The sequence below is a fragment of the Dyella sp. GSA-30 genome (assembly GCF_027924605.1).
Classification (GTDB): Bacteria; Pseudomonadota; Gammaproteobacteria; order Xanthomonadales; family Rhodanobacteraceae; genus GSA-30.
This window is the reverse complement of record NZ_AP027042.1, coordinates 2,145,573-2,164,148: the sequence shown is the minus strand read 5'-3', so window position 1 is coordinate 2,164,148 and position 18,576 is coordinate 2,145,573. Positions and strand designations below refer to the sequence as shown.

General features: G+C 61.4%; 14 protein-coding genes. 7 read left to right on the top strand and 7 right to left on the bottom strand.

Translation table 11 applies throughout. The annotated features are described in order from the left end of the window. Nucleotides 1-10: 10 nt before the first annotated feature. From QMG46_RS09535 to lgt, 3 genes are all read right to left on the bottom strand, one after another. Nucleotides 11-499, bottom strand: coding sequence for a dihydrofolate reductase (locus tag QMG46_RS09535; protein ID WP_281852276.1), 489 nt, complete (start codon nt 497-499; stop codon nt 11-13). A 122-nt stretch (nt 500-621) separates the two neighbouring features. Then, the gene (locus QMG46_RS09530; protein ID WP_281852275.1) at nt 622-1,416 is read right to left on the bottom strand and encodes a thymidylate synthase; all 795 of its coding nucleotides are present in this window, start codon (nt 1,414-1,416) and stop codon (nt 622-624) included. 4 nt (nt 1,417-1,420) lie between these two features. Further along, nucleotides 1,421-2,305, bottom strand: coding sequence for a prolipoprotein diacylglyceryl transferase (gene lgt, locus QMG46_RS09525; RefSeq protein WP_281852274.1), 885 nt, complete (start codon nt 2,303-2,305; stop codon nt 1,421-1,423). 195 nt (nt 2,306-2,500) lie between these two features. Between lgt and QMG46_RS09520 the strand changes: the two genes are divergently transcribed. From QMG46_RS09520 to QMG46_RS09510, 3 genes are all read left to right on the top strand, one after another. Further along, nucleotides 2,501-4,465, top strand: coding sequence for an alpha/beta hydrolase family protein (locus QMG46_RS09520; protein ID WP_281852272.1), 1,965 nt, complete (start codon nt 2,501-2,503; stop codon nt 4,463-4,465). Between the two features lie 288 nt (nt 4,466-4,753). Continuing rightward, entirely contained in the window at nt 4,754-7,606 is a 2,853-nt protein-coding gene (locus QMG46_RS09515; RefSeq protein WP_281852271.1) for a TonB-dependent receptor plug domain-containing protein, read from the top strand. A gap of 519 nt (nt 7,607-8,125) precedes the next feature. Continuing rightward, the gene (locus tag QMG46_RS09510) at nt 8,126-10,987 is read left to right on the top strand and encodes a TonB-dependent receptor plug domain-containing protein (RefSeq protein WP_281852269.1); all 2,862 of its coding nucleotides are present in this window, start codon (nt 8,126-8,128) and stop codon (nt 10,985-10,987) included. 215 nt (nt 10,988-11,202) lie between these two features. Here the strand turns inward: QMG46_RS09510 and QMG46_RS09505 are convergent, their stop codons facing one another. From QMG46_RS09505 to QMG46_RS09495, 3 genes are all read right to left on the bottom strand, one after another. After that, the gene (locus QMG46_RS09505; protein ID WP_281852268.1) at nt 11,203-11,706 is read right to left on the bottom strand and encodes a TPM domain-containing protein; all 504 of its coding nucleotides are present in this window, start codon (nt 11,704-11,706) and stop codon (nt 11,203-11,205) included. A 1-nt stretch (nt 11,707) separates the two neighbouring features. Next, nucleotides 11,708-12,634, bottom strand: coding sequence for a TPM domain-containing protein (locus tag QMG46_RS09500; protein ID WP_281852267.1), 927 nt, complete (start codon nt 12,632-12,634; stop codon nt 11,708-11,710). Nucleotides 12,635-12,705: 71 nt separating this feature from the next. Continuing rightward, entirely contained in the window at nt 12,706-13,323 is a 618-nt protein-coding gene (locus tag QMG46_RS09495; RefSeq protein ID WP_281852266.1) for a LemA family protein, read from the bottom strand. 196 nt (nt 13,324-13,519) lie between these two features. On the opposite strand from QMG46_RS09495, the gene QMG46_RS09490 reads away from it, so the two are divergent. Beyond that, on the top strand, nt 13,520-14,293 hold the full coding sequence (locus QMG46_RS09490) for an SEL1-like repeat protein (protein WP_281852265.1): 774 nt from the start codon (nt 13,520-13,522) through the stop codon (nt 14,291-14,293). 5 nt (nt 14,294-14,298) lie between these two features. Here the strand turns inward: QMG46_RS09490 and QMG46_RS09485 are convergent, their stop codons facing one another. After that, the gene (locus QMG46_RS09485; protein WP_281852264.1) at nt 14,299-14,670 is read right to left on the bottom strand and encodes a diacylglycerol kinase; all 372 of its coding nucleotides are present in this window, start codon (nt 14,668-14,670) and stop codon (nt 14,299-14,301) included. Between the two features lie 293 nt (nt 14,671-14,963). Between QMG46_RS09485 and QMG46_RS09480 the strand changes: the two genes are divergently transcribed. Genes QMG46_RS09480 through QMG46_RS09470 form a run of 3 tightly spaced genes read left to right on the top strand, consistent with a single transcriptional unit; the run spans nt 14,964 to nt 18,439 of the window. Continuing rightward, nucleotides 14,964-16,496: a peptide MFS transporter gene (locus tag QMG46_RS09480; protein ID WP_281852263.1), complete on the top strand. Its 1,533-nt coding sequence runs from the start codon at nt 14,964-14,966 to the stop codon at nt 16,494-16,496. 51 nt (nt 16,497-16,547) lie between these two features. Next, complete coding sequence (locus QMG46_RS09475) at nt 16,548-17,858, top strand: ATP-binding protein (protein WP_281852262.1); 1,311 nt, start codon at nt 16,548-16,550, stop codon at nt 17,856-17,858. Continuing rightward, nucleotides 17,855-18,439 (top strand): response regulator transcription factor, encoded by a 585-nt coding sequence (locus QMG46_RS09470; protein ID WP_281852261.1) that lies wholly within the window; start codon nt 17,855-17,857, stop codon nt 18,437-18,439. Before QMG46_RS09475 ends, QMG46_RS09470 begins: the two co-directional genes overlap by 4 nt. Nucleotides 18,440-18,576 lie beyond the last annotated feature (137 nt).

Sequence of the window (18,576 nt, the reverse complement as noted above, 5' to 3'; positions counted from 1 at the left end):
CCGGAAAAACTCAGGCGCTGCGGATGTATTCGACCATGTCGAAGTCGTACTTATGCTCGGCATCCTTCTTGTGATGCACGCGCGAGACTTCGGTCCAGTCGCTGAAATGGACGCCGGGGAAGAACGTGTCCGCGCCCTCGGTCGCTGCATTGACCCAGGTCAGGTACATGCGGCGCACCATCGGCAGGGCTTCGGCGTATACCTGCGCGCCACCGATGACCATCAGGCCGGTATCGCCGCAGCGGGCCTGGGCTTCCTGCACCGTGCGAACGGTGATCTGCCCCGGAAACGGCGCTTCGTGCTTGCGGCTCAGAACCAGGTTGACGCGATCGGGCAACGCACGTCCCACCGAGATGGCCGTGTTGTAACCCATCAGCACATGCTTGCCGAGGGTGAGCTGCTTGAACCAGCGCAAATCGTCCGGCAAATGCCAAGGAAGCTGGCCCTTGCGGCCAATGGCAGAGTTTTCATCCAGCGCGGCGATCAACGAAATAGCCATGGAAATCCTAGTTCAGCAGCCTAAAGAACACCCTGCGCCGAACAAATCGTCCGGCCCAGCGCATCGAATATTAGCAGGATCGCGCCAAGGGGGCTCGACAGGCGCGGCGCAAGCTCTTGCCCTCAGACGGCGACCGGCGCCTTGATGGCCGGGTGCGGCGCGTAGTCGTGCACGGCGATGTCTTCGAAGCGGAAATCGAACACCGAGTGTACGTCAGGGTTGAGCACCAGCCTGGGCAATGGCTTGGGCTCACGCGCCAGTTGCTGCCGAGCCTGCTCGACGTGATTGTTGTACAGATGCGCATCGCCCAGCGTGTAGACGAAATCGCCCGGCTGCAGGCCGCAGACTTGCGCGATCATGTGCGTAAGCAGCGCGTAACTGGCGATATTGAACGGCACGCCCAGAAAAATATCGCCCGAGCGCTGATACAGCTGGCAACTCAAACGACCGTTCGCCACATAGAACTGAAACAACGCATGGCACGGCATCAGCGCCATCTGCGGTAGCTCGCCCACGTTCCACGCGTTGACGATCAGGCGGCGCGAATCCGGGTTGCGGCGGATCTCGTCGACCACCCAGCTGATCTGGTCGACAGCGCCGCCATCGGCCTTGGGCCACGCGCGCCACTGCTTGCCATAGACCGGGCCCAGCTCGCCGTCGGCATCGGCCCATTCGTCCCAGATGCTGACGCCGTTTTCCTTGAGGTAGGCGATATTGGTGTCGCCGCGCAGAAACCAGATCAACTCGTGAATGATCGATTTCAGGTGCAGCTTCTTGGTCGTGACCAGCGGGAAGCCCTTGGCCAGATCGAAGCGCATCTGCCAGCCAAATACGCTGCGCGTGCCTGTACCGGTGCGATCAGACTTCTCGGCCCCGTGGTCGAGTACATGCTGCAGGAGATCAAGATAGGCGCGCATAAGACTAGACCTTGGCCGATTCGGTCGCGGGCGACAGGATGGGCGCACGCCGCGACATGGCCAGCAATATAAGCCCGATGGCAATCAGCGGCAGCGACAGGATCTGCCCCATGGTCAGCCAACCGAAGGCGAGGTAGCCCAGCTGCACGTCGGGCAGCCGGACAAACTCAACCAGGAAGCGGAAGCAGCCATACATCAGGGCGAACAGGCCGGAAATGAGATAGCGCGGGCGGGGCTTCATCGACACCACCCACAGCACGCAAAACATCACCACGCCCTCCAGCAGCATTTCGTATAGCTGCGAAGGCTGGCGCGGCAGGCCGTGGAACTGCTCGAAGATCTTGGCCAAGGCGGGGTCCCCGGCCGCCAGCTGCGTATCCTGCTCGCCTGCGTTCGGGAAGATCATCGCCCACGGCAGGTTGCTGGGCTTACCCCAAAGCTCGCCATTGATGAAATTGCCCAGGCGACCCAGCCCCAGGCCGATCGGCACCAGCGGCGCGACAAAATCCACCGTGTCCATGAAATGCAGCTTGTGCCGGCGCGACCACCACAAGCCCGCCACCAGCACGCCGAGCAGGCCACCGTGGAAGCTCATGCCGCCGTCCCATACCTTGAACAGGGCCAGCGGGTCGGTCCAGATCCAGTGGATATTGGTATAGAACAACATGTAGCCGACGCGGCCGCCGACGATCACGCCCATCATCGCGTAAAAAGCCAGGTCGCCCAGCGCATCGCGGCTTACCGGCAAGCGGCCCTGCTTGCGGCGGTGCTCGCCCAGCATCCATGCGCCCAGAAAGCTCAACAGATACATCAGGCCATACCAGTGGATCTGGACCGGCCCCAGGTGAAAGGCGACAGGGTCAATGGCGACGGTATAAGGCTGGCTCATGGGACTCGGAGCAATGGCAAAGGCCAAGTGTAACGCGCCGGAGGCACGCTCGACTGTCGCCGAGCCGTCGCTATACTCGCGGGACGGAAGGCAGACCCGGCTACTGGGGAGTACGGGACTTGAGACCTCCGGGTGCCGGCCGCCAGGCTCCTTGGCGTCCAGGGCATTGTCGAAGGAGCGAATGGGGGAAAACGTATGCTGTTTCGAGTTGCGCGGACTGCGCTGTCCGCGTTGTGCCTGTCATTGCCTGTCGCTGTGCTCGCAGCAGACCTGATTCCGGTCGAAGATTTCGCCCGCCACGCCGAGCTGTCCACCCCGCGCCTGTCGCCGGACGGGCAATATCTGGCGCTGCGCATGGACGACAACTCCGCCGGCAATCATTCGCTCATGGTATTTCGCGTCGACGACATGACCCAGCCGGTCAGCGTGCTGCGGATGCCTAAATACGAGCTACCCGCCGATATCTACTGGGTAAGCCCCACGCGCCTGGTCGTCGAAAAAGGGCGCGTATTCGGCTCCATCGACGTACCCAAGCGTACCGGCGAAATTATCGCGACCGATCTCGACGGCAAAAATCAGGACTATCTTTACGGTTACGACGTGGGCGCCAGCAAGCGCGGCAGCACGCGTGGCCGGGACCGTGGCTCCGCTTTTGTAACCGCCATCCCGGAAAAGAATGACGGCCATTTTTATGCGAGCGAGAACCTCTGGGATAACGACAACATCAGCTCGGTTTACGAGATCGACGGGATCAAGGGATCACGCAGGCTGGCCGGCGATATCAGCGTTGGCAATATGCAGTTCTTTGTCGGTGACGATGGTGTCGCTCACTACGCGTTCGGCAACAACAACGACTTCAACTACGTGGTCTACCATCGCGAAGCCAGTGGTTGGGCCAACCTCGACAGCAAACTGGTCGGCAGTTATTTCGAACCCAAGGCACTGACGCCCGACCGCAAGCATGTCTATGCGTTCTACAGCGCCGACGGCGGCCCCACCAGCCTGATCGAGCAGGACGAAAGCGGCGGCGATCGACGTGTATTGGCGCAAGACGCGTTCGGCGAAATCGACGACATTCAATATACGCCGCACCCTTACGAGCCTTTTGCGGTGACCTACGGCACCGGCATTCCAAAGCCGGTCTATACCAATCCGGACCTGCCCGCCGCCAAGCTTCACATGGCGCTGAGCCAGAAATTTCCGGGCGAACTGGTTAACTTCATCAATTACAGCCAGGACGGAAAGCAGCTGTTGTTCTCGGTCTCCAGTGACCGCGATCCGGGCAGCTATATGCTGATCGATACCACCACGTACAAAGTACGCAAGCTTTTCGCGTCGGCACCGTGGATCGATCCGAGCAAGATGGCATCGCGCCGCCCGGTGCGCTTCAAGGCCAATGACGGCAAGGAGCTTGAAGCGATCCTGACCATCCCGCGCGATGTCAACGAAGCCAACCTGCCGATGGTACTGCTGCCCCATGGCGGCCCCTTCGGCATCAAGGATGATTGGTTTTATGACGACCTCGCGCAGTTCGTCGCCAGCCGCGGCTACCTCGTGCTGCAAGTCAACTTTCGCGGTTCGGGCGGGCGCGGCGTCAACTTCGAACATGCCGGCTACAAGCAATGGGGCGGCCGTATCCAGCAGGATCTGATCGATGGGGTGAAGTGGGCGATCAGCGAGAACTACGCCGATCCCAAGCGCATCTGCGTGTTCGGCGCCAGCTTCGGTGGCTACTCGGCCATGATGGCCCCCCTTCGCGCACCGGGCCTGTTCAAATGCGCCGTCGGTTACGCAGGCGTCTACGATCTGAAGATGATGTACGACCACGACGTCAGCTCGAGCAAATTCGATCGCAGCTTCTTTGACAAGACGCTCGGCAAGGACCCGGCCGAACTTGCCGCCAACTCGCCTGACAAGCTCGCGGACAAGATCGACATCCCCGTCTTCCTGGTTCATGGCGAAGACGATCAGGTCGCTCCGTTCGCCCAGTTCAAGGCAATGCGTGCCGCGCTCGACGCCGCACACAAGCCTTACGAGTCGCTCACCAAATCGGGCGAGGGCCACGGTTTCTACGACGAGAAAAACAACGTCGAGTTCTACAACCGCCTGGCCGCCTTCCTGGCCAAGAATATTGGCCCGGACGCAGCAGCAAGCCACTAAGCGGAGACCTCGTGGCCGGCAGCGCCTGCCGGCCACGAATTTTATAGCTCATAGATAACAATGACTTGCAAGTCATCGAACCACCCTTTGACTCGTAAGAAGTTGCGCCTGCGCGCCGTTTTGGCTTAACGTCCGCCTTACATCGTCTGCCCCCACGGCCAGCGATGCCGCGGCATGCCGACCCAACCCCGGGCACGGCACGCCAACCAAGGAACCCCTTACGACCGGCGAGGAAATGCTGGCGGAGGGCTGCTGGTTGTTCAAAGTCAAAACTGGAGCTTTTACAACATGAAGCAAAAGACACTGCTGGCTACGGCCATTGCAGCGGCTCTCGTGCTGCCCTTCACTGCATTCGCGCAGGATGCCTCCTCTGCAAGCGCCGACCAGGCCAAGACGCAGAACCTCGAAACCATCACTGTCACCGGTTCGCGCATTCGCAGCGTCGACGTCGAGACCGCGCAGCCGGTGTTCTCGCTGAGCCGTCAGGACATTCAGAAGCAGGGCTTCGTGAATGTCGGCGACATTCTGCAGAACCTCACATCAAGCGGCGCGCCCAGCTACAGCAAATCGGCCGTCTTGACGTCCAACAACTATGCGGGCGGTTCGTATGTCGCACTGCGCGGTCTTGGCTTCGCGCGCACGCTGGTGCTCGTCGATGGCCGTCGCTGGGGCACCAATGCCGACGGCTTTACCGATCTCGACTCGATTCCCTCGTCGATCATCGAGCGCGTCGATGTGTTGAAGGACGGTGCGTCGGCCATCTACGGCTCCGATGCGATTGCCGGCGTGATCAACATCATCACCCGTTCGGACATCCAGGGCGGCGAAGCCAATGTCTACTACGGCAAGTACGGTCAGGGCGACGGCACCCAGCAGCAGTACGACTTCACCTGGGGCAACAAGATCGGCAAGTTGTCGTACGTGTTCAATGGCACGTATACCAAGGAAAGCCCGGTGTGGGCGCGTGATCGGGACTTTTCGCGTTACCCGCAGGGCCCGTTGCACCCAACCTCCGGTCTGTCGCCGTACGGACCCAACGGCATCATCAACAACGCCCCTGGCGGCAGCCTGGCGCTGAACCCGGGGGGCGATCCGACCAAGCTCGGCGACTACCATCCCTACAGCTCGGCCGATAACTACATCGCCAACCAACAGATGATGCTGTTGAGCGGCTCGGAGCGTAAATCGCTGTTCGGCAAGCTCAACTACGCCATCAACGACGACGTCAGCTTCCGTCTGGACGGCGCCTATACCGAGCGCACCGCCAACATCCAGATCGCCGGCTATCCGCTCGGCTCGGGCAATACGGGCGTAGTGCTGGACAAGGACAGCTACTACAACCCGCTGGGCAGCCAGCAGGGCTACGCCAACCCGCAGGATGTCCAATTCCTGCGTCGCGCCGTGGAAGTGCCCCGCATGACCAAGAACACCGTCAAGACCTATCGCGTCGGCGCGGGTTTCGAAGGCGCGTTCCAGGCAGCCGACCGCAACTTCAACTGGGACGTCAGCGGCTTCTTCAACAAGAACCACGGCAACGTTTTCGGTACCGGCAACTACAACCTGATCAACCTGCAGAACGGACTCGGTCCATCTTTCCGCGATGGCGACGGTGTCATTCGCTGCGGCCGTCCGGGTGCCGTGATTGCCAGCTGCACGCCGGTGAACATTCTGTCGGGCCAGGGTGGCCTGACACCCGAGATGCTCGATTACATCGGCGTCAACACCAACGGCACCTACGGCACCCAGACCACCGGCCTGTCCGCCAATATCACCGGTGATGTCGTGCAGTTGCCGGCCGGCATGCTGCAGTTTGCCGCGGGTGTGGAATACCGTCGCGAGGCGGGCTACAACCGCCCGGATGCGTTCTCGGCCACCGGCAACTCGACCGATCCTTCGTCGCAGGCCACCTCGGGCAAGTACAACACCAAGGAAGCCTATGCCGAGTTGAATATTCCGGTGTTGGCCGACCTGCCAGGCGCCAAGCTGCTGTCGGTCGATCTGGCTAGCCGCTATTCGAAATACAGCACCTTCGGCAGCACCACTAACAGCAAGTTCGGTCTGCAGTGGAAGCCATTCGACGACCTGCTCGTTCGCGGCAGCATCTCGCAGGGCTTCCGCTCGCCGACGATCAACGATCTGTATGGCGGCCAGACACAGACCTTCGACGTCTATACGGACCCGTGTGATACCTCCTTCGGAGCCGCCGGTACCGGTAATGCCACTGCTATCGCCAACTGCCGCGCCGCGGGCTTGTCGCCCACGTTCCGTCAAACCGACGGTGCCGGCAATCCGGTCGACTCCGCGCCAGCGCAATCGACTACGCCGTTCGTTTCCGGCTCGAACGACAAGCTGCGTCCGGAGACGTCGCTCAGCAAGACGCTGGGCCTGGTCTACAGCCCCAGCTACGTCGACGGCCTGAACATGTCGTTGGACTGGTACAACATCCGCATCAACAACATCATCAGCTCGGTCTCGCCCAACGACGTGCTGAACGATTGCTACCTGCGTGGCGTGCAGTCGGCGTGCGGCCAGTTCAAGCGCGACGCCAATGGCCAGGTAACCAACCTGTCGTACACGCTTGAAAACCGTGGCCGCCTGGAAACGGAAGGCTACGACTTCAACATCACCTATCGTCTGCCGCAGTTCTCGTTCGGCAGCTTCCGAGTGAGCCTCGATACCAACTACGTCAGCAAGTACAACCAGATCTTCGGTGGCGACACGCCGACGTCGTACAACGTGGGCCAGTACGCCACCTGGCGTGTACGCTCCAATGCCAATCTGGATTGGACGTACGGCAACTTCGGCGCGACCTGGGGCATCCGTTACTTCTCCGGCCTGAAAGAAGACTGCGTGTTCGACTTCACCGGCGGTTCGGAATGCAACCTGCCGAACTATGTGACGCCGGGCATCGGCGTGACGCCGAAGCGCCAGGTCGGTGCGATCGCATTCAACGATCTGTCGCTGCGTTGGACAGCACCCTGGAACGGTACGTTCTCGGTCGGCGCGAACAACGTGTTCAACCGCAAGGGGCCGTTCTTCTACACGGCATCGAGCAACGTGATCGGCAACAGCGGGTTCGTCTACAACCCGTCGTACGACTACGGCCGCTTCTTCTATCTGCGCTACAACCAGAAGTTCTAAGCTCGTCCGAGCTGCACTTTTTCGGAAAGGCGGGCCTTCGGGTCCGCCTTTTTTGTGAGATTACGTGGTGGCCGGCCGCGACCACGGCACCCAAAATCGCCGACCGTCTTCACCAAAACTAGACAAAAGAGCAAATTTATGCGCAAGAAAACGAAAATGGTACGGGTGTCAGTTCCATGAAGGAAATCATGCCTCTGCATACCAAACCAACATGACAGAATCATTATAAATACTTGAATCTAAAGTATTTATAATCGAAATTGACACGCCAAACGGCCTTCGTCGACATAAAATTTCTTGTGTTACAACAATTTATCGCGACTTTCGCTTCTTTTTGCGCGCTACATATTGCGTTAACGCATCTTCTTGCCTTAACGTCGGGCTCACATCGCATGCCCCACAGCATCAGCGATGCCGAGGCACGCGATCTCAACCCCGAGGGCAGCGTGCAAATCTAGGGAACCAGACCAGCCGGCAAGGAGTGCGGGCGTCTGGGGATTTTTCGGAGTTGCATAACTAATGAAGCAAAAGACCTTGTTGGCCGCTGCCATTGCAGCGGCTCTCGTGATGCCCGTTTGGGCTGCCTCGGCACAAGACGCCGCCCCCACCGCCCCTGACCAGGCCAAGACGCAGAACCTGGAGACCATCACGGTCACCGGTTCGCGCATCCGTAGCGTAGACGTCGAGACCGCCCAGCCGGTCTTCACGATGACCCGCCAGGAAATCCAGAAGCAGGGCTACGTGAACGTCGGCGACATCCTGTCGCACATCACCGCAGCCGGCGCACCTGGTTACAGCAAGTCGGCCGTGCTGACCTCCAACACCTATGCCGGCGGTTCGTATGTCGAACTGCGTGGCCTGGGCTTCTCGCGCACGCTGGTGCTGGTCGACGGCCGTCGCTGGGGCACCAACGCCAACGGCTACACCGATCTGGACACCATCCCGTCCTCGATCATCGAGCGCATCGACGTCCTGAAGGATGGCGCCTCGGCCGTCTACGGTTCCGATGCGATCGCCGGCGTGATCAACATCATCACCCGCTCGGATATCCAGGGTGGTGAGGCCAACGTCTACTACGGCAAGTACGGCCAGACCGACGGCACCCAGCAGCAGTACGATTTCACCTGGGGCAACAAGATCGGCAAGCTGTCCTACGTGTTCAGCGGCACCTATAACAAGGAAGATCCGGTCTGGGCACGTGACCGCGACTTCTCGCGCTACCCGCAGGGTCCGCTGCATCCGAACAGTGGCCTGTCGAGCTTCGGCCCGAGCGGCCTGATCCTCAACGCTCCCGGTGGCGCGCTCAAGCTGAACCCGGGCGGCGATCCGACCAATCTGGCCGATTACCACGGCTATCGCGGTGCGGCCGACAACTACAACGCCGACCAGCAGATGATGCTGGAGCCCGAAACCAAGCGTAAGTCGCTCTTCGGCAAGGCCACCTACGCCATCACTGACAACGTCAGCTTCCGCGCTGATGCTGCTTACAGCGAACGCACTTCGCTCATCCAGGTGGCTGGCTACCCGCTGGGCACCAGCAACACCGGCGTGCTGCTCGACAAGGACAGCTACTACAACCCGCTGGGCAGCCAGCAGGGCTACGCGGCTCCGCAGGACGTCAACTTCCTGCGTCGCGGCGTCGAAGATCCGCGCGTCACCAAGAACACGCTGAAGACCTACCGCGTTGGCGCAGGTTTCGAAGGTGCATTCCAGGTCGGTGAGCGTAACTTCAACTGGGATGTCAGCGGTTACTTCAACAAGAACCACGGCGACGTCTTCGGTACCGGCAACTACAACCTGATCAACCTGCAGAACGCGCTCGGCCCGTCCTTCAAGGACACCGACGGCACGATCAAGTGCGGTCGTCCGGGTGCAGTGATTTCCGGTTGCACGCCGGTCAATATTCTCAGCGCCCAGGGCGGGTTGACCTCGCAGATGCTGAACTACATCGGCGCGCCGACCAACGGCACCTACGGCACGCAGGAGACTGGCCTTTCCGCCAATATCTCCGGTGACGTCGTGCAGTTGCCGGCCGGCATGATGCAGTTCGCCGGTGGCCTGGAATATCGCCGCAATGCGGGCTTCAACCACCCCGATGAGTTCTCGCAGACCGGCTTCTCGACGAACCCCTCGTCGCAGTCGACCTCGGGCAAGTACAACACCAAGGAAGCCTACGCCGAGTTGAATATCCCGGTGTTGGCCGACCTGCCGTTCGCCAAGCTGGTGTCGGTCGACCTGGCCAGCCGCTATTCGAAGTACAACACCTTCGGTAGCACCACCAACAGCAAGTTCGGCCTGCAGTGGAAGCCGTTCGACGATCTGCTCGTTCGCGGCAGCATCTCCGAGGGCTTCCGTTCGCCGACCATCAACGACCTGTACGGTGGCCAGGCGCAGACGTTCGACGTGTACACCGATCCGTGCGACTCGGCCGTGGGTGCCGTCGGCACCGGCAACCCCAATGCGATCGCCAACTGCCGTGCGGCAGGCCTGGCGCCGACCTTCCGCCAGACCGACGCGGCGGGCAAGCCCATCGACGGCGGCTCGGGCGCATCGATCACGCCGTTCCTGTCCGGCTCGAACGACCAGCTGAAGCCGGAAACCTCGCTCAGCAAGACGCTGGGCCTGGTCTACAGCCCGAGCTACGTCGATGGCCTGAACGTGTCGTTGGATTGGTACAACATCCGTATCAACAACGTCATCAGCGCGGTGAGCTCCAACGACGTGCTGGACGATTGCTACCTGCGTAGCATCAGCTCGGCCTGCGGTGCGTTCAGTCGTGATCCGGCCACTGGCCAGGTCGTCAATCTGGTCCATACGCTGACCAATCGCGGTCGTCTGGAAACGGAAGGCTACGATTTCAACGTGACCTACCGCCTGCCGAAGTTCTCGTTCGGTGAGTTCCGTATCAACCTCGATACGAACTACGTCAGCAAGTACAACCAGGAGCTGGGCGGCGACAAGCCGACCGTGTACAGCGTCGGTCAGTACTCGACGTGGCGCGTGCGTTCCAATGCTAACCTGGATTGGACCTACGGCGACTTCGGCGCGACCTGGGGCATCCGTTACTACTCGAGCCTGAAGGAAGATTGCTCGTTCGATCTGACCGGCGGTCCGGAGTGCAACCTGCCGAACTACTTCACCCCGGGCGTCGGTATTACGCCGAAGCGCCAGGTCGGTGCGATCGCGTTCAACGATCTGTCGCTGCGCTGGACGGCTCCGTGGAACGGTACGTTCTCGGTCGGTGCCAACAACGTGTTCAACCGCAAGACCCCGCTGTTCTACACCGCATCGAGCAACTCGATCGGCAACAGTGGCTTTGTGGCGAACCCGTCGTACGACATCGGTCGCTTCTTCTTCCTGCGTTACAACCAGAAGTTCTAAGCTCGAACGAGCCGGACTTTTTTGGGAAAGGCGAGCCTTCGGGCTCGCCTTTTTTTGTTTGAGGCTGTCGGAGGCAAGAGCCCCCACACCCCAACCCTCTCCCCCGGCAAAGCCAGGGGAGAGGGAGCCAAAAGCACGCATGACTCAAGCTTGCCGCAGTCAGCCCCCTCTCCCCTGGCTTTGCCGGGGGAGAGGGTTAGAGTGAGGGGGCGCTCTTAAAGAATAATCGGCTGATCCGGCAATTCACCGCCACGATGCGAACCATCGCTCGGAAAATGCTCCCGCAGCAGCGCATTGGCCTGCTCGACGCCACGCAACAAACCACCGCGCCAATCGTCACGCGCAAATCCTTCGCGCATCTGCTCGCAAATGGCCTTCCATTCCTCAGCGGCGACACGCCGGGCAATACCCCGGTCGGCAACGATTTCAATCCGATGCTCGGCCAGCAACACGTAAAGCAACACGCCGCTATTGCGTTCGGTGTCCCATACCCGCAAATGCGCAAACACTTCATGCGCACGCCGGTTTGCGGTCACACCGCTCAGCACGGCCGATAGCGGTAGACGCGCCTCGATCGCCACACGCACTTCGCCATCGTGAGTCTGTTCGCCCTGCCCGACCAACTTGGCAACTTCGTCGAGCAACGGCGCCGGAAAACGCTTGGGAAGCTGGAACCAGCCGTCGAAGGCGTTTTGCAGCAGTCGCATGGTCAGCGCCATCTCACCAACTCCCCGACGAGCCACCGCCGCCGAAACTGCCGCCGCCACCGCTGAAACCGCCACCACCGCCGCCGCCCAAACCACCGCCTCCACCCCAGCCGCCACCGCCGCCAAGGCCACCACCCCAACCGCCCCAGCCACCGCCGCCGATCGAGCGGCCGCCGCCTGAGGGCAACAGCATGAACAGGCCGCCAAGTACGGCGCCGGCGATACCGGCGAACATCGAAACTACCAACCACAGGAGACCGCCGACCAACACGCCGCCCAGTACGAAACGCAGACCGGCAGGCACACGTCCGAAAATGCCGCGAATAAAAAACGCGGCAAACAAGCCGATCATCAACCCGGACTGCAAATCGACGCCGCGATGTTGTCGCACCACCGGCTCGACCGGTGGCGGCAATGCCTCGCCGTCGATCAACTGGGTCAAGGCACCGACCGCATCGTTGATGCCACCGTAGTAATCGTTATTGCGAAATTTGGGCGCGATATATTCGCGCGTGATGCGTGCCGTAGCAGCGTCCGGTATGGCACCTTCCAGACCGTAACCGACCTCCATGCGAACACGTCGATCGTTCTTGGCCACCAACAACAGCACACCGTCATCACTGCCTTTGCGGCCGATCTTGTTCGTTTCGGCGACGCTCAGCGAATAGCTTTCCAGGTCTTGCGGCGCGGTCGTCCCGACCATCAGCACGACCAGCTGCGCGCCCTTGCGCTTCTCCAGCTCGACCAGACGTGCGTCGAGTTGATCGACCTGCTGCGGCGTGAGCGTACCGGTGAGGTCGGTGGCGTGCCGGGTCAGATGCGGAACGGCCGCATCATCGGCATATGCCACACCAGCGGCCAGCGTCCACGCCAGCGCGAGGCTGACCAGCCAGCGCGCCGCGGCCGCTATTGGATGCCCTGCCCCATCATGTGTCGGCATATGACCTCGCATTGCCCGAAGCGTTGCGGGCGAGCATGCCGCGCAACGCTTCGTAGCCAGGTGAAACATGCTCAGTGCGCGCTGGCGGCTGGCGCCGGATGCGTACCGAAGTCCACCGTCGGCGCCGTGGAGATCGCCTTTTCGTTGTCGACCGTGAAATTCGGCTTGACCTGATAGCCGAAGATCTTCGCGGTGAGGTTGTTCGGGAAGGTGCGGATCATCGAGTTATATTCCTCGACCGATTTGACGTAGCGGTTGCGCGCCACGGTAATACGGTTTTCCGTGCCTTCCAGCTGTGCCTGCAGGTTCTGGAACAAACCATCCGCCTTGAGCTGCGGATAATTTTCGGTAACCACCATCAAGCGCGACAGCGCACTGGACAGCTCACCCTGCGCCTGCTGGAACTGCTGCAGCTTCTGCGGATCGTTCAAGGCCTCCGGCGAAAGCTGCATGGTGCCGACCTTGGCGCGGGCATTGGTCACCTGGGTCAGCACGCTTTCTTCGTGCTGGGCGTAGCCTTTGACGGTATTGACCAGGTTCGGTACCAGATCGGCGCGCCGCTGGTACTGGTTGATCACTTCGGACCAGGCTGCCTTCACCGCTTCGTCCTGCCGCTGCATGGCGTTATAGCCGCAGCCGGAAAGACCGACGATCATCACCAACAGCGCAATGATGCGTAAAAGTTTCATAAGGTCGATCTCCGCTCCGATGGATGCCCCATTGCAGCATTTCGCGGTAGTAGAGCGCAATCATGAACGGCCATCTTTCGGCACTCCCCTCGGCCTAGGCCGAAGGGTATCATTCGGCCGAAATCGACCCGATGCCAATGACTTAGGTCAGTACTTCAGGGGTGACAGCGCAGTCTGATTTCCAAGGAGAGGGGTCATGAAGTCGATATCCAGCCGTCTGTTCTCCATCTGTCTCGCCATCGCCATCGCCATCGCCATGCCAATGTTCGCCCATGCGGCCGACATGAAAGACAAGGCATCCCAGGATGCGCTCCTGGCCATGCAACGCTCGTCTACCTATGGGCATCCCGACCAGGAAGGCCAATTCGGTGGCATGCAAAGCTACGCGCACGGCAACTTCAAACGTGCGATGGAGCAATTTAAGAGCGGCGCCCGCTATGCGGACAAACTTTCCCAGCTAAGCATCGCGCTGATGTATTTGAATGGTGATGGCGTCCAGAAAGATCCGGTGGAGGCATTCGCCTGGGCGGCGATTGCGGCGGAGCGGCAGTTCCCGCAGTTTCTGGCAACGCGCGATCAGATCTGGGCCAGCCTGGATGCATCGCAACGCGAGCAGGCAAAGCAACGCGTCGAACAGCTCTATGCCGAATATGGCGACACGGTGGCCAAGCCTCGTATGGAGCGCGCGCTACGCCAGGGTCGCAGCGAAATGACCGGCTCTCTTCTGGGCAACTCCGCAGGCAATGCCGTCTATACGATGACGCCAGAGCAGTTCAACGGGTCGGGCCCGATGCCCGCATGCGGTGCATCCACCATCGAATTCGCACCGATCACCGGTTGCGGCGATATCTATGCATCCTCGCGCTGGGACCCCAAGCAATATTTTTCAGCCGCCGATTCGCTATGGAAAGGCACCGTCACCGTCGGCGCGATCGAAAACACCCAGCCTGCCGGCGGAAAATCCCACTAGCTCAATTAAAACCAGCGCGGCCCCAGGATCAGCGCCCAGCTCAGGAAGGTCAGCAACAGCAGCAGAAACACCGCCGCCGAGCCCATGTCCTTCGCGCGGCCGGCCAGCTCGTGAAACTCCGGGCTGACCTTGTCCACCACCGCCTCGACCGCGGAATTCAACAGCTCCGCGCTGAGCACCAGGATGATCGGGGTGATCAGCGCCATCTTCTCCAGGCCGCCCTGGCCAAGCCACAGGCCTGCGGGCACCAAGATGACCGCCAGCACCACCTCGAGCCGGAACGAGGCTTCGAAATCCCAGCCCGCGCGCAGGCCCTTCATCGACCATTTGAAGGCTGCCCAGACCTGCCGGGGGCCACGAAAACCCTGCGCGGCCATCGATCAGCCGCCCTTTCCGGCCCGGAAGCGGGCAGGCGTCGACAGGCTGTAAAGCGGGAAAATCGGCATGATCTGGCGGAATTCTCAGGCGATAAGCGCGGCATGATGCCACAAGCGCCCCTTTGCTGACCGCCCCGGGCCACACTCCGGCCAAGCTGGCGCAAGGTCTTGTCTGACGCGCCGCAGCGCGACCGGCCGAACGAATCGGGTAACCTTGACCGATTATGGCCGCCACTCAGGGGCCATCCGCCGGTCGCCATGCGGCCGTTGTATGAATCGTGTACGGAACAACTATGGCAACTCAGAACCTACCGGTCTCGCAGACTCGATCGTTCACCACCGTTTTTCTGATCGAGATGTGGGAGCGTTTTGGCTTCTACGGCATGCAGGTGTTGATGGTCACCTACATGATGAAGAAGCTCGGCTTCGTCGATACCAAGGCCAACCTCGTCTGGGGCGCGGCGGCGGCGTTGATCTACGCCACGCCGGCGATCGGCGGCTGGGTCGGCGACAAGCTGATCGGCACCCGCCGCACCATGCTGACCGGCGCCGTCGTCTTGATGCTCGGCTACGCCATGCTGTGGATCCCTTCCAGCAACCCGACGCTGCTCTACACCGCGCTCGGCGTCATCGTGGTCGGCAACGGTTTCTTCAAACCCAATGCCGGCAACCTGGTGCGCAAAATCTACGAAGGCGACGACACGCGCATCGATAGCGCGTTCACCATCTACTACATGGCGGTGAATGTCGGCTCGATGATTTCGATGACCGCCACGCCGTGGATCCGCAACTACGTCGGCGAAAACTATGGCGATTCGCTGGGCTGGCATACCGCGTTCGGTGCTTGCGCGGTTGGCCTGATCCTCGGCCTGGGCAACTACATGCTGATGTTTCGCACGTTGGCGCACATCGGTTCGCCGGCCGACGAAAGACCCGTGGGTATCAAGCGCATTCTCGCCCTGCTCGCCGCCTCGCTGGTGATGGTGTTCGTCGCCGCCAGCATCCTGCAGAGCCTGCTGATCGCCAAGGGCGCGGTGATCCTGGCCGGCATCATTATTCTGTGCATCTTTGCCTACCTGATTTCGAACAGTCAGAAGAGCGAGCGTTCCGGACTGATCGTGGCGCTGGTGCTGACGGTGCAGACGATTTTCTTCTTCATCTTCTACGCGCAGATGGCGACGTCGCTGAACCTGTTTGCGCAGAAGAACGTCGACCTCGCCTTCAACGTGTTCGGCTTCCATCTGTTCACCTGGATCCCCGAGCAGTACCAGAACCTCAACGCGATCTGGATCGTGATCCTGAGTCCGGTGCTGGTGTTTTTCTATAACTCGCTCGGCCGCATCGGCAAGGATCCGTCCGTTGCCGCCAAGTTCGCCTTGGGCTTCGCCGCCGTTGCGGTGGGTTTCTTCATGTACGGCATCGGTGCGATGAGCGCCGTCGCCGGCCAGGTGTCTTCCTGGACCATGGTCTGGGGCTACGGCCTATATTCGCTCGGCGAGCTGCTGGTCAGCGGCCTGGGGCTGGCCATGATCGCCCGCTATGTGCCGGCGCGCATGGGTGGCTTCATGATGGGCGCGTATTACGTCGCCGTCGGCATCTCGCAGTACCTGGGCAGCATCGTCGCCAACTACGCCAGCATTCCGCAGGATGTCAGCGACCCGGTACAGTCCCTGCCGATCTATATCAGCCTGTTCAACAAGCTTGGTCTGGTCGGCATCGCCTGCACCGTGGTGGCGCTGGCGGTGTTGCCGGTGATGAAGAAGCTCTCCAATACGCACGCCGAACACACACCGCTACCCGCCGTGCATAGCGAAGAGCTGGCCTGATACCGCACCATAAGCCGGTAGCGATCAGCTGCCGGCCTGCGTTTGAACCGTATGGAATACCGCTCGCGCCAAGCGCAACTGCAACGCACCGGCCCGGCCGCTCTTGCCCGGACACTGGCCTGGCTGCGGCTCTGCGCCATTTCCGGCCAGAGCCTCGCGGTGTTTTTCTGCGCGCTCTGGATGCACCTGGCCATCCCCTTGCTGCCGCTGCTGATCGGCATCGGCGCATTGGCAATCTTCTCCGTCTTTGCCGCATGGCGTCTGACCCAACCTGCGCCGATGCGCGAGTGGGAAACCATCGTGCACGTGGCAGCCGACACGCTGGTGCTCGGGTACCTGCTGTATTTCACCGGCGGCGCCAGCAATCCCTTCATCATGTTGCTGCTGGTACCGATCGCACTGAGTGCGGCGGCATTGTCCGTAACGGCCGTGCTTACGATCGCCACCCTGGCGGGCGTGGCATATCTGACTTTGCTGGTCTGGTACGTGCCGCTGCCCGAGCCGCCGCAGGACGCGTTTATCGGCGGCATTGCACTGTATATCGCCGGCATGGGCGTCAACTTCGTTATCAGCGCCCTGCTGCTCGGCTTCTTTATCAATACGCTTGCGCGCACTTTGCGCGTGCAGCAGATGGAAGTGCAGCGTATTCGTGAGCGTGCGTTGCGCGACGAAGGCATCCTCGCCATTGCAACCCAGGCTGCCGGCGCCGCGCATGAACTCAATACGCCTTTGTCGACCATGCGTACCCTGCTGCCGGAACTGCGCCGCGATCATGCGCAGGACCAGGCACTCGGCGAAGACCTGACCCTGCTGCAGGACCAGGTCGACCGTTGCCGCACCATCCTGCGCGAGATGGTGGCGTTCGGCAAAGCGCAGCTGTCGCAGGAGCCGGAGCGCTTTACCGTGCTGCGGTTTATCCACGGCTGCCTGGAGCGCTTTCAGCTGCTCCGGCCCGAGGCCGAACTGACGCTGGATATCCATGAGGACACCAGCCTGATCGTGCTGCGCACACCGCCGGGCTTGCGCCATGCGCTGATCAACCTGCTCAACAACGCCGTCGACGCCTCGTCGCTGAAACAGTCCAACGCGGTCAGCCTGACCGTGCGCCAGCAAGGCGGCTGGCTGGAGCTGGTCGTGCGCGATCACGGCCCCGGCTTTGACGAAGACGCCGACATCGCGCTGGGTCTGTCACAAAAGCTGACCGGCCTGGGGATCGGCCTGGCGTTGGCCGAAGCGACCGCCGAACGCCTGGACGGCGAGCTGATAGCGGATAATTACGACGATGGCGCGCAGATGTGCCTGCGCCTCCCGCTGGCCGTTGTAGAGGCCCGCGATACCGTGACACCTGGAGCCTTTCGATGACTGACTCGCCTCGCCCGACACCGGCACAACCGCTGCTGATCATCGACGACGACCCGACCTTCGCACGCGTGCTCGCGCGTGCGCTGAGCTCCCGCGGTTTCGAAGTCATCACCGCCGGCAACGCCGACGAAGCGCGCGCGCTGGCTCGACGCCATCATCCGCGCTATTGCGTGCTCGATCTGAAACTCGGCGACGAAAACGGCTTGCGATTGATTCCGGAGCTCAAGGCCCTGGTGCCGGAGATTCGTGTCCTGCTGTTGACCGGATACGCATCGATTGCCACGGCGGTCGAGGCGATCAAGCGCGGCGCACACGACTATCTTTCCAAGCCGGTCGATGCCGACGCCGTGGTGCGTGCGCTACTCGATGGCGATTCGTCGGCAGGCGAAGACGACGTTGTCGATGCACCGGAAGCGCCGCTGGCGCTACGCCGTCTGGAGTGGGAACACATCCAGCGCGTATTGACCGAATGCGATGGCAATATTTCGGAAACGGCACGGCGTTTGGGGATGCATCGGCGGACGTTGCAGCGGAAGTTGAGCAAGCATCCGGTGCGGGAGCGGCCGGAGGGTGAGGGTTAGATAAAAGCGCCCCCTCACCCCAGCCCTCTCCCCCGGCAAAGCCAGGGGAGAGGGAGCTAAAAGCACGCAAGATTCAAACTCGCCTCAGTGTGCCCCCTCTCCCCTGGCTCTGCCGGGGGAGAGGGCTGGGGTGAGGG

Coding starts and splice junctions, on each gene's coding strand:
- QMG46_RS09535 (WP_281852276.1), bottom strand. CDS start 499: ATGGCTATTTCGTTGATCGCCGCGCTGGATGAAAACTCTGCCATTGGC.
- QMG46_RS09530 (WP_281852275.1), bottom strand. CDS start 1,416: ATGCGCGCCTATCTTGATCTCCTGCAGCATGTACTCGACCACGGGGCC.
- lgt (WP_281852274.1), bottom strand. CDS start 2,305: ATGAGCCAGCCTTATACCGTCGCCATTGACCCTGTCGCCTTTCACCTG.
- QMG46_RS09520 (WP_281852272.1), top strand. CDS start 2,501: ATGCTGTTTCGAGTTGCGCGGACTGCGCTGTCCGCGTTGTGCCTGTCA.
- QMG46_RS09515 (WP_281852271.1), top strand. CDS start 4,754: ATGAAGCAAAAGACACTGCTGGCTACGGCCATTGCAGCGGCTCTCGTG.
- QMG46_RS09510 (WP_281852269.1), top strand. CDS start 8,126: ATGAAGCAAAAGACCTTGTTGGCCGCTGCCATTGCAGCGGCTCTCGTG.
- QMG46_RS09505 (WP_281852268.1), bottom strand. CDS start 11,706: ATGGCGCTGACCATGCGACTGCTGCAAAACGCCTTCGACGGCTGGTTC.
- QMG46_RS09500 (WP_281852267.1), bottom strand. CDS start 12,634: ATGCCGACACATGATGGGGCAGGGCATCCAATAGCGGCCGCGGCGCGC.
- QMG46_RS09495 (WP_281852266.1), bottom strand. CDS start 13,323: ATGAAACTTTTACGCATCATTGCGCTGTTGGTGATGATCGTCGGTCTT.
- QMG46_RS09490 (WP_281852265.1), top strand. CDS start 13,520: ATGAAGTCGATATCCAGCCGTCTGTTCTCCATCTGTCTCGCCATCGCC.
- QMG46_RS09485 (WP_281852264.1), bottom strand. CDS start 14,670: ATGGCCGCGCAGGGTTTTCGTGGCCCCCGGCAGGTCTGGGCAGCCTTC.
- QMG46_RS09480 (WP_281852263.1), top strand. CDS start 14,964: ATGGCAACTCAGAACCTACCGGTCTCGCAGACTCGATCGTTCACCACC.
- QMG46_RS09475 (WP_281852262.1), top strand. CDS start 16,548: ATGGAATACCGCTCGCGCCAAGCGCAACTGCAACGCACCGGCCCGGCC.
- QMG46_RS09470 (WP_281852261.1), top strand. CDS start 17,855: ATGACTGACTCGCCTCGCCCGACACCGGCACAACCGCTGCTGATCATC.